This window comes from Xanthomonas sp. MLO165 (genome assembly GCF_018831305.1).
GTDB classification, from domain to species: Bacteria; Pseudomonadota; Gammaproteobacteria; order Xanthomonadales; family Xanthomonadaceae; genus Xanthomonas; species Xanthomonas arboricola.
The window spans coordinates 3554996-3569029 of record NZ_CP029263.1 but is presented as its reverse complement, the minus strand read 5'-3'; the positions used below and the strand labels follow the sequence as shown (position 1 = coordinate 3569029).

Genomic DNA, 14034 nt, shown 5'->3' with positions numbered 1-14034 from the left:
GCAGCGCACCGGCGCGGTTCGGTGACCTGGTGCCGGGTCTGGCGAGGTGCCTGCAGCTGTCGCAGGCAGGCGCGCCCCGCGTTGCGGGAGAGGGTGGGGCGCGGGCGCGGAATGCGGGACGGCCGATCTTCCGGTCGATCAGGCGTCACTGTCGCCAGGCATCGCGAGTGCTGCGGCAGCCGGCGCGCCGTCACCGCCGCAGGCGCGTTACCGCAATAAAAAGGGGCCTTGCGGCCCCTTTTTCTCATTACACCGGCGACTACTGTCTCAGTCGCGGCTCATCTGTGCGTTGCGCTGACCGGTGGCGGCAGACTTCTCGCCGGCGAACGGGTTGAGCTTGCGGATGGCCCAGGGATACTTCGGCCAGTCGCCGGTCAGCCACGGGTGCTGCGGGCTGTTGAGCTCCAGCACGCGGCGTGCGTCGGCGGCCAGGGTCTTGTTGCCCAGGTGGGTGTAGGCCTCGGCCAGCACCGCGACCGCGTCGTATTGGTAGGCGCTCTGCGGATAGGTTTCCAGCAGGTAGTTGGCACGACCGGCCGCCGAGACCCAGGCATTGCGCCGCAGGTAGTACAGCGCGTTGTCCAGTTCATGCTGGGCGAACACGTCGCGCAGCTCGATCATGCGCTTGCGCGCATCCGGCGCGTAGCGGCTGTTCGGGTAGCGGTCGGTGACGGTGTTGAAGTCGTTGTAGGCCTGCTGCGGCGAGGACAGGTCGCGACGGCTCGGATCCAGCGACCACACGCGGCGCAGGAACACCGTATCGCGGTTGCTGTTGGCCAGCCCGCGCAGGTAGTACAGATACGAGATGTTGCGATGGGTCGGATAGGTCCGGATGAAGCGGTCGACGCTGGAGACGGTGTCGTCGTGCTTGCCGGCCTTGTACTGGGCATAAGCGGTTTCGATCATCGCCTGCTCGGTGTACGGGCCGTACGGGTACTGGGCGATCAGGCGCTTGTAGCTGGCTTCGGCGCCGGCCCAGTTGCCTTTCTCCATCAGGCCGTGGCCCTTGCCGTAGAGCTGCTCGACCGGCATGCCCTCATCGGGATTCTTGTCCTTGGCGCCGCGGTGGCAGCCGGTGACGACGAACGCCATGACCAGCATGAGGGCAATCAGGCGCGCAGGCGCGGAAAACGTGGACCGTCGGATCATGGGTCTGGGCAGGACGCATCAGGAAAACGAGAGCGCGATGATAGCCTAGTGGCCTGTCCGGCGACTGACTCCCGCCGCCCGGACCGCCAAATTCCCGCTTTTGCCTGAGTGCCCGTGTCCATGTCCGACCCATCTGCCGACCCCCTCGACCCGTCCATCCGCCAGGCCATCGTGCCCGACAACGCCGCTGGACGCCGTTTCGACGCGGTGCTGGCCGAGCTGTTCCCCGAATTCTCGCGCTCGCGCCTGTCTGAGTGGATCAAGTCCGGCGATGCGCTGCTGAACGGGGAAATGGCGCGCCCGCGCGACACCTTGCGCGGCGGCGAGAGCGTGCAGGTGCAGGTGGTGCTGGAAACCCAGACCCACGCCGCGCCGCAGGACATCCCGCTGAGCGTGCTGTACGAAGACGACCAGGTACTGGTGATCGACAAGCCGGCCGGGCTGGTGGTGCACCCGGGCGCGGGCAATCCGGACGGTACCCTGGTCAACGCCTTGCTGTTCCGCGACCCGGCGCTGGCGGCGGTGCCGCGCGCCGGCGTGGTGCACCGGCTGGACAAGGACACCAGTGGGGTGATGGTGGTGGCGCGTACCGTGCAGGCGCAGACCGCGCTGGTGGAACAGCTGTCCGCACGCGATGTGCATCGCCAGTATCTGGCGGTGGTGGTGGGCGCGCTGGTCTCCGGCGGCACCGCCAACGCGCCGATCGACCGCCATCCGCGCGATCGGCTGAAGATGGCGGTGCGCGACGACGGCCGCGATGCGGTCACCCATTACCGCCTGCGCGAGCGCTTCCGCGCACACACCGCGCTGGAATGCCGGCTGGAAACCGGGCGTACCCACCAGATCCGCGTGCACATGGCGCATCTGAAGTCGCCGATCGTCGGCGACCCGCTGTACGGCGGCGCGCTCAAGCTGCCCAAGGGGGCCACCGACGAACTGGTGCACGAGCTGCGCACCTTCAAGCGTCAGGCGCTGCATGCCGAAACCCTGGAATTCCTGCACCCCGTCAGCGGCGAGCCGGTGCGCGCCAGCGCGCCGGTGCCGGCCGACCTGCAGCGGCTGATGACGGCCCTGCGCGAAGACAGCGCACGCGCCGCCGAGCTGGCACGCCGCTGACGTGGCCGCCGCCGCACCCTTCGTGCTGCCGGCCGACTGGCCGGCGCCACCACGCATCCATGCGCTGACTACGCTGCGCCACGGCCTGGGCGGCTCGCTGGCGCCGTTCGACACGCTCAACCTCGGCAACCGCCACAGTGCCGATGGCGACGTGCCGGAGCAGGTGGAACGCAACCGGGCGCTGCTGGTCGAGGCGCTGGCACTGCCCGGTACCCCGCAGTGGCTGCGTCAGGTGCATGGGGTGGAGGTGTTGCGTGTCGAAGCGCCCGTGCTCGCGCCCGGCGAACAGCCGCCTGCAGCGGGCACTGTCGCGCCAGGCGCGCAGGAACCTGTCGCCGATGCAGCGGTGACCGCTGTGCCCGGCGTGGTGCTGGCGATCCTCACCGCCGACTGCCTGCCGGTCGTGCTCGCCGCTGCCGATGGCAGCGAAGTGGCCGCCGCGCATGCAGGCTGGCGCGGCCTGGCCGACGGCATGCTGGAGCGCAGCGTGGCAGCGATGCGCACGCCGCCGCAGCAGGTGATGGCATGGTTGGGGCCGGCAGCGGGGCCGCAGGCCTATGAAATCGGTGAAGACGTGTTCAACGCCTTCGTCGCGCACGATGCGCAGGCGCAACGCGCGTTTGTCTCGACCCGCCCGGGGCATTGGCGGGTGGACTTGTATGCGTTGGCGCGTCAGCGCCTGCAGCATGCCGGTGTGCCGGCCAGCGCGATCCATGGCGGCGGGCTGTGCACCATTTCCGAGCCGCAACGTTTCTTCTCGCATCGTCGCGACCGCCGCAGCGGACGCATGGCCACGCTGGCATGGATCGCGCCCTGAGCGTGCCGTTGTTTGCGCAGGTGCTGGGGCAGGACGCGTTCGCGCAGCTGCCTGCGCCGGTGCGCGCGCTGCATTCGGTGCAGCAGCGGCAGACCTTCGCCGGCCGGGCAAGGATTCAACGCGGCACGCATGCGCTGGTCCCGTTACTGGCGCTGTTGAGCCGCTTGCCGCGCAGTGGCGAGGTGGAGGTCGAAGTGGAGTTTCTTGCAGACGCGGCGGGCGAGCGCTGGCATCGGCGGTTCGGCGGCCTGCCGATGCATTCGCGCCTGTGGCGCGAGGGCACGCGCCTGCGCGAACATCTGGGCGCGGTGCGGTTTGAATTCGCGCTGCGCGCCGACGCGCAATCGCTGTACTGGCAGGCCACGCGGGTGTGGGCATTGGGCTGGATCCGGTTGCCTGCGCGCTGGTTCGAGCAGGTGCGTTGCCGCGAGCATGCCGACGCCGGGCGTTACGGATTCCTGGTCGACGTGCACTTGCCGCTGGTCGGCCCGTTCATTCGCTACGAGGGCTGGCTTGAACCGCGTTGATCCACCGCTCGCTGACGTGTCTCAGCTGGAGTCGTCTCGGTTGGAGCCTGCTCACTCGAAGCCGTCGCGCGTGGAGCCGCCCGGCCGTCAGCCAGGTGCTGTGCCCGCGACCATCGTTTTCGATGGCGTGTGCCTGCTGTGCAATGGCTGGGTCAGGTTCCTGCTGCGTCACGATAGACGCGGGCATTATCGCTTTGCCGCAATGCAGGGCCAGGCCGGACGCGCGCTGTTGCAGCAACATGGCCTGGATCCGGACGACCCGTTGTCGTTTCTGCTGGTGGATGACCGCGGTGCGTGGACCGACAGCGACGCGATCGTGCGGGTGCTGGCCGGGTTGGGCGGCTTCTGGCGGCTGGCTACGGTGTTGCGCGTGGTGCCGCGTCGCGCGCGCGACATCGGCTATCGCCTGATCGCACGCCATCGCTACCGCTGGTTCGGTCGCAGCGAGCATTGCATGCTGCCGACACCGGAGCAGCGCGAGCGGTTTCTCGACTAGCGCCCCAGCTAGACGTAGGAGCGCACCTGGGCGCGATGGGCGTTACCGGGAAAGCTTCGTCGCGCCCGGGTGCGCTCCTACGACTGCGCGCTGATTTCTCTGATGGCTTGTCGATACGGAGTGCTGTTCGGCCGCGTGCGTTGGATCTGTGGTGGCGGACAGGCACGCCTGCTTTGTGTAGGAGCGCACCTGGGCGCGATGCGGCGTTACCGATAAAGCTTCGTCGCGCCCGGGTGCGCTCCTACGACTGCGCGTTGATTTCTCTGATGGCTTGTCGATACGGAGTGCTGTTCGGCCGCGTGTGCTGGATCTGAGGTGGCGGACAGGCACGCCTGCTTTGTGTAGGAGCGCACCTGGGCGCGATGCGGCGTTACCGGGAAGGCTTCGTCGCGCCCTGGTGCGCTCCTACGGTGATTCCGTGACGGCGGCTTACGCGGCTGCGTTTTTGAAGCTTGCGGGCGCTGCTTTCGGGCTGCCGCTGTGCGCAGGCTGCAGGCGGAAGATCGACACTGCATCGGCCAGTTCCACGGCCTGTTCTTCCAGGCTGCGCGCGGCGGCGGTGGCTTCTTCCACCAGCGCGGCGTTGCGTTGGGTGACTTCGTCCAGTTGCGCGACGGTGCGGTTGACCTGTTCGATGCCGCTGGATTGCTCGGCGCTGGCGGCGGTGATCTCGCTCATGATGTCGGTGACGTGTTTGACCGAGCCGACGATCTCGCGCATGGTCGCGCCGGCGCGGTGCACCAGGCCCGAGCCCAGTTCGACCTTGTCGGTGGAGTCGGCGATCAGCGTCTTGATCTCCTTGGCCGCATCGGCCGAGCGTCGCGCCAGCGCGCGCACTTCCGAGGCGACCACCGCAAAGCCGCGGCCCTGTTCGCCGGCGCGTGCCGCTTCCACCGCGGCGTTGAGCGCCAGGATATTGGTCTGGAAGGCGATGCCGTCGATGACGCCGATGATCTCGCCGATCTTGCGCGAGGCGGTGCTGATCTGCCCCATGGTGGACACCACATCGTCCATCACCTGGCCGCCGTTGTGCGCGACTTCGCCGGTGCCCACTACCAGCCGGTTGGCCTGCAGCGCGCTGTCGGCGTTCTGCTTCACGGTGGAGGTGAGTTCTTCCATGGAGCTGGCGGTTTCTTCCAGATTGGCGGCCTGCTGCTCGGTGCGCTCGGACAGGTCGGCGTTGCCGGCGGCGATTTCCACCGCCGCGCGGCGGATCGTGTCCGATGCGATCTGGATGTCGCCGATGATCTCGGTCAGCCGGGTCACGGTCTGGTTGGTGTCGTCGCGCAGGCGCGCGAAGATGCCGTGCGCATCGCCCTCCACGCGTTGGGTGAGGTCGCCTTCGGCCAGTGCACCGATCACCCGCGCCAAGGCGGCCAGGTGGGTTTCCACCGAGTCGTAGATGCGGTTGATGCCCTGCGCCAGCGACAGCAGCACGCCATCCATGCCGTCGATCTGCATGCGCCGGCTGAAATCGCCGGCCGCGGCGGCATCGATGATCTGGATCAGCGCCTGCTCGGCGTTGACCTGCGCGGTGACGTCCATCCACTGCGCGATGGTGCCCAGTTTGGTGCCGTCGGCGGCGATGATCGGGCTGTAGACGAAGTCGATCTGGTGGCCGAAGAACGGTGCGCGCACCGCCTTGGAGGCGGTCAGCGCACGCATGCGGTCGATCGCGGCCTGGCTGTCGGGATAGATGTCGCCGATGCTGCCGCCGACGAAGCCTTCGGCATGGAAGCTGGGGCGGAAGCTCTGCACATCCGGCTCGATCAGCTTGAGCATCGCCAGCAGTTTGCGGTTGGCGAACAGCACCTGGCCGTCGTCGTCGGCGATGCGGATCATGGTGTCCAGATCGTCCAGCGCCTTGATCACGAACTGGCCGTGGCGCAGCCCCTGTTCCATCACATCGAGGCGGATGGCCAGCTTGTCCTGGGTCGCCTGCAGGGCGTGCAGCAACGGCGCGAGTTCGCCGGAGGCGGTGCGCAGATCCAGGCGCTGAAAGCGCCCTTCACCGATGGCGGTCACCGTGCCGATCGCCTGTTGCAGTTGCGCCAGACCGCGACGGCGTGCCCACCACCACAGCCCGGCACTTGCCGCGCCCAGTACCAGCAGCGCCGGCAGCAAGCGGCCCAAGCCGGTCCAGACACCGCCGGGCAGCAGCGTGGCGGCGTAGAGCGTCAGCAAGCCCAGCAGCCCGATCTGTGCAGCGGCAGGCAGCCATGCGGCCCTGCTGGCACGCGCAAGGTTCCGGCCGGAAGGCGGGCGGGAGACGGCGGTGGCATCGGGTGAGGGCGACATAGGCTGAGTCCAACTGAGTGATTCGGAGTGGGGAGCGGCGTCCTGCGCTGCATGGGCTGCTATGGGGTATCGGCGGCCGAGCCCGAATCATGACGGCGTGAAATCACCGTTCGTCGGAATCTGCCGACCAGACCCCTGAAAACACCGATGTAGTTGATTTGGAAGCGGTTTCAGCGCTGCCCGATGTGCTGCGAAACCGTGATTTGCAGCCGGATATCGGTCTTGCAATTGTAAATTTCACGTGAAATATCGGCGGGCTCCGTAAACACTTCGTAGACCTCGACGCCATGCAGTCCGATCGCATGCACGCAATCAGGACTGACCAGTGGCGCCATCGGTGCAACGCGACGAACACGCATCGAAGCGCGGGGAATCGGGAGTGGGGATTGGGGAATCGGGCGCGCCATCAATCCAGCCCAGCCCTGAAAGACGACAGAAAAGCGCTTCTCCCATTCCCGAATCTCGATTCCCGATTCCCAAAAAAAAACCGGCCATCTCACGATGACCGGTCTATCGATACCCAACTAGCTGACGCTACACCGGCTTATTTCGCCGGCTTGGCGCCCGCGTCGTCGGGCAGCGCCCAGGCGATCACGCTGTCGCCCGACTTGGTTTCCATGCGGTCGTGCCCACCCACGGCGGCCACGATGTACTGCTTGCCGTCGATGGTGTAGCTCAGCGGAGCGGCCTGCGGGCCGGCCGGCACGCGGGTCTCCCAGACCTGCTTGCCGGTGCGGGTGTCGAAGCCGCGCATGAAGTCGTCCAGGGTCGCGCCGATGAAGGTCACGCCGCCGGCGGTGGCCAACGAGCCGCTGTTGTTGGGCGTGCCGATCTCGAACTTGGTCTTGGACGGGATGCCCATCGGACCCTGGTCGTAACCGGTGCCCAGCGGACGCCGCCAGAGCACCTGCTGGGTGCGCAGGTCCACGCCGGAGATGTAGCCCCACGGCGGTGCCACGCACGGCGTGTTGAGCGGCGACATCCACGGCTCCTTGCGGGCGCCGTAGGCCAGGCCCTTCTGCGCCATGTAGCCCGGCGTCTTGCTCTTGCCGTCGAACACCGACACCACGCCCAGCTCATTCATCTTTTCGCGGGTGTAGACCTGCAGGGTGTAGGGCAGGCGATTGCTGTTCATCACCATGATGCCGCGCTGCAGATCGACCGAGACGCCGCCCCAGTTGATGCCGCCGTGGTTGCCGGTAAAGGCCAGCGAGCCCTGCAGGGTCGGCGGGGTGAACATGCCTTCGTAGCGCAGCTGCTTGAACTGGATGCGGCAGGCCAGCTGGTCGAACGGTGTCATGCCCCAGGCGTCGGATTCGACGATGGTTTCGTACTCGCGGCTCGGTGCGCCCACGGTATTGGGCATGCCCGGCGAGATCGGCTGGGTGGCCGCGGTCCAGTCGCCGTGATCGGTGCCCTGCGGCACGGCGATCTGCTTGACCGGCATGAGCGGCGCACCGGTGGCGCGGTCCAGCACGAACACCTGGCCGGACTTGGTGGCCTGGATCACCGCAGGACGGGTGCCACCGCCGGCGACCGGCCAGTCGACCAGGTTCGGCTGCGGGCCGATGTCGTAATCCCACAGGTCGTGGTTGACGGTGCGGAAGTGCCAACGCTCCTTGCCGGTGGCCGCATCCACGGCAACCAGCGAGGCGGTGTATTCCTCATCCTGCGGGGTGCGGCCCTTGCCGAAGAAATCGCCCGAGGCATTGCCGGTCGGCAGATACACCAGGCCCAGTTCGTCGTCGGCGGCCATCAGCGACCACACGTTCGGGGTGGAACGGGTATAGGTCTGCCCGGCCGGCGGCTCGGCGGTGATCGCCGGGTTGCCCAGGTCCCAGGCCCAACGCAGCTGGCCGGTGAGCGCATCGAAGCCGCGCACCACGCCCGACGGCGCATCGCCTTCCTGGCCGTCGCGCACCTGGCCGGTGGGCTGGATCACCACGCCGCGCATCACCACCGGCGGCGAGGTGGGGCCGACGAAGCCCGGCTTGGTGTTGCCGGTGCCGGCGTTGAGATCGACAAAGCCGTTGTTGCCGAAGCTGGTGCACAGCTTGCCGGTCTGCGCGTCCAGCGCGCCGAGGCGGCCATCGACCATCGGCCAGAAGATCCGCGTCGGGCACTCGGCGGTGCCTTGCGGCGCCTGGTAGTACGACACGCCGCGGCAGGTGGTGGCGGCAACGCCGGCCATCGCCTTCGGATTGGTCTGCGGGTCGAAGCGCCAGCGCTCCTTGCCGTTGGCCGCTTCCACCGCGATCACCTTCTGGGTCGGGGTGCAGATGTAGAGCAGCTCGCCGACCTTGAGCGGGGTGTTCTGGAAGGCGTAGCCCAGCTTGGAGCCGGCCGGCTTCAGATCGCCGGTATGGAACTCCCAGGCCACCTTCAGGTTCTTGGCGTTCTCCGGGGTGATCTGCGCGCCGGGGGTGTAGTGGTTGGACAGGTTGGAGCCGGCGTACGAGGTCCAGTTGCTGGCATCGTGATTGGCCGCGACGTTACCGTCCGGGCTGGGCACGTTGGCGCGGCTGAACGGCGTCGCATTCTCGGCCGGCAGCTTGGAGGCATCGGCCAGTTCGACATTACGCGGCACCAGCAGCGGCCACAGGATCAGCGTCGCGCCCAGGATCGGCAGCACGCCGGTCACCAGCACATAGCCCAGTCCCGACAGCGGCTGCATACGGCGGCGGGCCACGCCCCAGAACGGCAGCAACACCAGCCCCAGCACCGACATCCAGGCCAGACGCGGGACCAGGCCCCAGCCATCCAGGCCCACTTCCCATAGCGCCCAGGCGATGGTGGCCGCCAGCGTGGCGCCAAACAGCCACAGGCCGGCACGCTTGCCCAGCGCCAGCAACACGCCGGCCAGGAACAGGCCGATGCCCGCCAGCAGGTAATACCAGGAGCCACCGACGGCGACCAGGCGGCCGCCCTCGTAGGCAAGCACCGCACCGAGCACGGCGATCACCACGGCATAGACCACCAGCAACCAGGTGCCTAGTCCACGTTTTGAGGATTGATCAGTCATTTTGAGATGTCAGGAAGGACCCAGGCACCGGCAGGCGGTGGCGAGTCGTGGAGGGAGCAAGATCACAGGCTGGCAAAGGGCGGCCTTGGATCCAACAAAAACGTCCTAAAGCAGAACGTCCGGATATGAACGCGCAGCCCCTCCCAGGGTCCTCAGCGCTACTCATGCAGATATTTTAGACCGCAATGACGCGTGTGTCCGTGACGGAATGAGAACCAACGTTCCAGGCCATGCGGTTGAGGCGCTGGAATTACTCAAATTCGATGCGGCTGAAGATTGCTGTGGGTGTCAGGCGGTGTTGGGTGCATTCGCATGTGGCGACAAATGCAGGATCCTGCAGTAGTTCTATTGAGTTATTGACTCAAACGGTGAGGCGGGGATTCGGCATTCGGGAGTCGGGATTTGTAGAAGCTGGGAGTTTGCGCTTCGGACATTTCCACTTGTACGTGCACGCGTACCCTCATCCGCCCTTCGGGCACCTTCTCCCGAGGGGAGAAGGGGGGCGCTGCCGGTGCGCAGCGCTTCTGTGCTGATAGCGTGGTGCTGGCAGCCTGCGTTGCGGACACCGGAGTCAGATATCTGCAAGTGCCTGCAGGTAGCGCTGGCGCCAGTGGTTGATGTTGTTCTTGCGCAAGTGATCCATCATCGCGCTCCAGCGTTCGATGCGTGTTGCCAGCGGCATGCTTGCTGCGGTTGCGATCGCGTCGGCCACGCCGTCCAGATCATGCGGATTGACCAGCAGTGCCTCCTTCATTTCATCCGCTGCACCGGCCAGCAGCGACAGCACCAGGACGCCTGGATTCTGCGGATCCTGCGCCGCCACGAATTCCTTGGCGACCAGGTTCATGCCATCGCGCAATGGCGTGACCAGGCCAACCGAGGCCGCGCGATAGAAGCCGGTCAACGTCGCATGGCTGAAGTTCTGATTGACGTAACGCAGCGGCGTCCAATCCGGCTCGGCATGTCCACCGTTGATGTGGCCGGCGATCTGTTCCAGCTGCCCGCGCAACTGGCGGTACTCGTTGACGTCGCCGCGCGATACCGGCGCGATCTGCAGATAGGTCAGGCTGCCGGATTGGTCCGGATAACGCTCCAGATAGCGCTCGAAACCCTGGAAGCGTTCCGGCAGGCCCTTGGAATAATCCAGCCGGTCCACGCCGATCGCCAGTTGCCGGCCACGCAGGCTTTCGCGCAGGTCGCGCACTGCCTGCTTGCCGACCGAGGCCTTGGCCTGGTTGGCAATCAAGTCGGTATCGATCCCGATCGGGAACGCCGCGGCACTGAAGCGACGCCCGCCGGGGCCTTCGACGATGTCGCCTTCGAGAATGCGGCCACCGCCGAACAGGCGCACATAGGCCTTGAAGCGCTCGGCATCGCGCTGGGTCTGGAAGCCGACCAGGTCGTACGCGTAGAACGTACTGAACAAGCGCGCGTGATCCGGCATCGCCTGCATCAGGTCGGCCGAGGGCATCGGCACGTGCAGGAAGAAGCCCATCTTGCAGCCCACACCCAGCTCGCGCAGCATCGCGCCCAGCGGGATCATGTGGTAATCGTGGATCCACAGCGTGTCGCTATCCTTCAACAACGGCGCCAGCTTTTCTGCGAACAGCCGGTTGACGCGCATATAGCCTTCGCGGGTGGCGCGGTCGTAATCGACCAGGTCCAGGCGGAAGTGCAGCAGCGGCCACAGCGTGCGATTGGCGAACCCGTTGTAGTAGGAATCGATGTCGCGCTTGTTGAGGTCCATGGTGACGAACTTGATGTCGCCCTCGGTCTGTTCGTGCATGCCGCCGCTGTCGCCGCGGACGGTCTTGCCGCTCCAGCCGAACCACACACCGCCGCGCTCCTTGAGTGCAGCCAACAGACCAACCGCCAGCCCGCCGGCGCGGTTTTCGCCGGGCACTGCAACGCGGTTGGATACCACAACCAAACGACTCATGACGCCTCCTGCCAGCTCCGCGACAAGCGCATCGCTGCGATGATCAAGCCCACATGCGAATAGGTCTGGGGGAAATTCCCCCAGGCTTCGCCGTCTTCAAACGATAAATCCTCCGACAGCAAGCCGAGGTGATTGCGGCGCGAGAGGATGCGTTCGAACAATTCACGCGCCTCCTCCTTGCGACCGATCGCGGCCAGCGCGTCGATGTACCAGAACGTGCAGATGGTGAAGCTGGTTTCCGGCTCACCGAAGTCATCCGGTGCGATGTAGCGATACAGCGCATCGCCATGCTTGAGCACGCGTCCAACCGCTTCAACCGTGCGCACGAAGCGGCTGTCGTCGTTGGCGACGATGCCGATATCGGCCAGCAGCAACAGCGATGCGTCCAGGCGATGACCGCCCAGCGTATCGGTGAAATGGCCGCGCTCTTCGCTCCACGCCTCGTCCAGCACGCGTTCGCGGATGGTGTCGGCGCGCTCGCGCCAGTACACGCTGCGCTCGGGCAGCACCAGCCGGTCGGCGATCTTGGACAGGCGATCGCAGGCGGCCCAGCACATCGCAGCGGTGTAGGTATGCACTTCGGCGCGGCCGCGGAATTCCCACAGACCGGCATCGGGCACGTTGTGCAGCGCGAACGCGCGCTCGCCCAGTGGCTCGAGGCGGCGGAAGGTATCCGCATCGCCCTGATCCTTCAGGCGAAGATCGAAGAACAGCTGGGTGGAGGCCAGCACCACGCTGCCGTAGACATCGTGCTGCTGCTGGATCCAGGCCAGGTTGCCGCGGCGTACCGGGCCCATGCCGCGGTAGCCGTCCATCGTTTCGACTTCGTGCTCTTCCAGCTGCGATTCGAAACCGATGCCATACAGCGGCTGCATGGTGCCGTCGGCGGTGGCGATGTTGAAGATGTAGCCGATGAACTGCTCCATCGTGCGGGTGGCGCCCAGGCGATTCAGCGCACGCACCACGAATGCGGCGTCGCGCAGCCAGCAATAGCGGTAATCCCAGTTGCGCGGGGTGTTGGGCGCTTCCGGGATCGAGGTGGTCATCGCCGCGATGATGGCGCCACTGTCCTCGTACTGGCACAGCTTGAGCGTGATTGCGCTGCGGATCACCGCTTCCTGCCAGTCGAGCGGAATCGACAGGTAGCGCACCCATTCGCGCCAGTATTCTTCAGTGCGTTCCTGCGCTTCCTGCACGTAGCCGGTGAGCGAGCGGGTCAGCGATTCGTCCACGCCCAGCACCAGGTTGACCGGGTGGCTGAGCACGAACGGCAGGCCGTCGCGGACGAAGCGCACCGGCACATCCGTGGTCAGGCGCAGGGTGAATTCGGGCAGCACCCAGCGGATGTGATTGCTGCCCCAGGTGGTTTCCGGGCTGCGTCCGCCCCAGTCGGCCAGCGGGCGGGCGCGCACGATGATGCGCGGGTTGCCTGCGAGCGGGCGGATCTGCCGGATGATGCTGACGGGCCGGTAGAAACGCCCGTTGTTGCGCCAGCGCGGTGCAAAGTCGATGACTTCCACTTCGCCACCGTGGTGGTCGCGCAACACGGTGCGCAGCACTGCGGTATTGGGCAGATAGTGTTGCTCGCTGCTGGCGAAGTCCTCCAGCTCCACCGCAAAGTCGCCGCCTTCGCGCTTGGGCGAGAGCAGCGAACAGAACGCCGGGTCGCCGTCGAAGGCCGGCAGGCAACTCCACACCACGCGTGCCTGCCGATCGACCAATGCCCCAAAGCTGCAGTTGCCGATGACGCCCAGATCCAGGTTTGGCTCGGTCATGGAGTGCGAACGATCCTTTTGAAGAAAAGAGGGGAAGGCGCGCCGCGCTCAGGCCTGGCGCGCGTTGCGTTGCAGCCACGCATGCACGTCGGCGGTGCCGTCGACGCGGAAGCGCGCGCTGGTTTGGGCGCGATCGCCGACCAGCACGCTCCAGCCGCCGAGGCGATTGGCCGCTTCGAAACCGAATTCGTCGGTGAGGTCGTCGCCGACGAACACCGGCGTGCGGCCGGCGAATGCGCCCTGCTGCATCAGCTGTTCGACCGCCAGGCCCTTGTTGCTGCCTTCGGGCACGAATTCGATCACGTGGTCGCCCGGTTGCAGGCGGTACCCGGAAAGCTGGGCGATTTCCTGCTGCGCAAAGGCGAGCACGTCGGGGCCGGCCAGCGGCTGTGCGCGCCAATGCAGCGCGACGCTGACGCCCTTGTCTTCGACCAGCACGCCGGGGTGCCGGTGCGTGAGTGCGGCGGCACGCTGATGCAGGCCATGCAGCCACTCGGAGGTGTCCTGCGGCATCGCCGCGCGTGCGGCGATGTCGCTACGCAGTTCGTGTCCGTGCAGGCCGGCGGCCGGAAGCAGCAACGGCGCGAACAAGGCGTCCAGTTGCGACAGCGGTCGGCCGCTGACCAGTGCAACGGCGCCCTGCAGGCGGTCGCTTAGCTGGCCGATGGCCGCGCGGACCTCGGGCAGGAGCCGTACAGCCTCGGGGCTGTCGGCAAAGTCGATGAGGGTACCGTCCACGTCCAGAAACAATGCGCAGGCATCGTCCAGCAATGGCGGCGACGGAAGGGGGGAGTGCACGTCTGCCATCGCGCTAGTGTGCGCAAGGCGATGTGATATTCAGGTTATGCAACAGCGGGGAGTGGGGATTCGGGAGTGGGGATTGGCGATGCGCCGC

11 protein-coding genes are annotated in these 14034 nt (G+C 66.6%); 4 read left to right on the top strand and 7 right to left on the bottom strand.

Features of this window, described 5'->3' with window-relative positions:
• Positions 1-267: 267 nt before the first annotated feature.
• Complete coding sequence (locus tag DGN21_RS14995) at positions 268-1149, bottom strand: outer membrane protein assembly factor BamD (RefSeq protein WP_024939405.1); 882 nt, start codon at positions 1147-1149, stop codon at positions 268-270.
• 120 nt (positions 1150-1269) lie between these two features.
• Here DGN21_RS14995 and rluD point away from each other — a divergent pair, with 120 nt between their 5' ends.
• The 4 genes from rluD to DGN21_RS14975 all read left to right on the top strand — a co-directional run bounded on the left by rluD (position 1270) and on the right by DGN21_RS14975 (position 4105).
• Entirely contained in the window at positions 1270-2265 is a 996-nt protein-coding gene (gene rluD, locus DGN21_RS14990; protein WP_054592204.1) for a 23S rRNA pseudouridine(1911/1915/1917) synthase RluD, read from the top strand.
• A 1-nt stretch (position 2266) separates the two neighbouring features.
• Entirely contained in the window at positions 2267-3082 is an 816-nt protein-coding gene (gene pgeF, locus DGN21_RS14985; RefSeq protein WP_184433736.1) for a peptidoglycan editing factor PgeF, read from the top strand.
• A gap of 2 nt (positions 3083-3084) precedes the next feature.
• Positions 3085-3609 (top strand): DUF4166 domain-containing protein, encoded by a 525-nt coding sequence (locus DGN21_RS14980; RefSeq protein WP_179465334.1) that lies wholly within the window; start codon positions 3085-3087, stop codon positions 3607-3609.
• A gap of 100 nt (positions 3610-3709) precedes the next feature.
• Positions 3710-4105 carry a thiol-disulfide oxidoreductase DCC family protein gene (locus DGN21_RS14975; protein WP_311542488.1) on the top strand — a complete coding sequence of 132 codons (396 nt, stop codon included), beginning with the start codon at positions 3710-3712 and terminating at the stop codon, positions 4103-4105.
• Between the two features lie 429 nt (positions 4106-4534).
• On the opposite strand, the gene DGN21_RS14970 is transcribed toward DGN21_RS14975, so the two are convergent.
• The 6 genes from DGN21_RS14970 to otsB form a co-directional block, all read right to left on the bottom strand.
• Entirely contained in the window at positions 4535-6403 is a 1869-nt protein-coding gene (locus DGN21_RS14970; RefSeq protein ID WP_215824979.1) for a methyl-accepting chemotaxis protein, read from the bottom strand.
• A gap of 170 nt (positions 6404-6573) precedes the next feature.
• Positions 6574-6903 carry a hypothetical protein gene (locus DGN21_RS14965; protein WP_215824978.1) on the bottom strand — a complete coding sequence of 110 codons (330 nt, stop codon included), beginning with the start codon at positions 6901-6903 and terminating at the stop codon, positions 6574-6576.
• 44 nt (positions 6904-6947) lie between these two features.
• Positions 6948-9386 (bottom strand): glucose/quinate/shikimate family membrane-bound PQQ-dependent dehydrogenase, encoded by a 2439-nt coding sequence (locus DGN21_RS14960; RefSeq protein WP_180970464.1) that lies wholly within the window; start codon positions 9384-9386, stop codon positions 6948-6950.
• Between the two features lie 610 nt (positions 9387-9996).
• Complete coding sequence (gene otsA, locus DGN21_RS14955) at positions 9997-11364, bottom strand: alpha,alpha-trehalose-phosphate synthase (UDP-forming) (RefSeq protein ID WP_047127075.1); 1368 nt, start codon at positions 11362-11364, stop codon at positions 9997-9999.
• Positions 11361-13139, bottom strand: coding sequence for a glycoside hydrolase family 15 protein (locus DGN21_RS14950; protein WP_024939413.1), 1779 nt, complete (start codon positions 13137-13139; stop codon positions 11361-11363). Before DGN21_RS14950 ends, otsA begins: the two co-directional genes overlap by 4 nt.
• 48 nt (positions 13140-13187) lie before the next feature.
• Positions 13188-13946 carry a trehalose-phosphatase gene (gene otsB, locus DGN21_RS14945; protein ID WP_160954845.1) on the bottom strand — a complete coding sequence of 253 codons (759 nt, stop codon included), beginning with the start codon at positions 13944-13946 and terminating at the stop codon, positions 13188-13190.
• Positions 13947-14034 lie beyond the last annotated feature (88 nt).

Coding starts and splice junctions, on each gene's coding strand:
- DGN21_RS14995 (WP_024939405.1), bottom strand. CDS start 1,149: ATGATCCGACGGTCCACGTTTTCCGCGCCTGCGCGCCTGATTGCCCTC.
- rluD (WP_054592204.1), top strand. CDS start 1,270: ATGTCCGACCCATCTGCCGACCCCCTCGACCCGTCCATCCGCCAGGCC.
- DGN21_RS14970 (WP_215824979.1), bottom strand. CDS start 6,403: ATGTCGCCCTCACCCGATGCCACCGCCGTCTCCCGCCCGCCTTCCGGC.
- otsA (WP_047127075.1), bottom strand. CDS start 11,364: ATGAGTCGTTTGGTTGTGGTATCCAACCGCGTTGCAGTGCCCGGCGAA.
- DGN21_RS14950 (WP_024939413.1), bottom strand. CDS start 13,139: ATGACCGAGCCAAACCTGGATCTGGGCGTCATCGGCAACTGCAGCTTT.
- otsB (WP_160954845.1), bottom strand. CDS start 13,946: ATGGCAGACGTGCACTCCCCCCTTCCGTCGCCGCCATTGCTGGACGAT.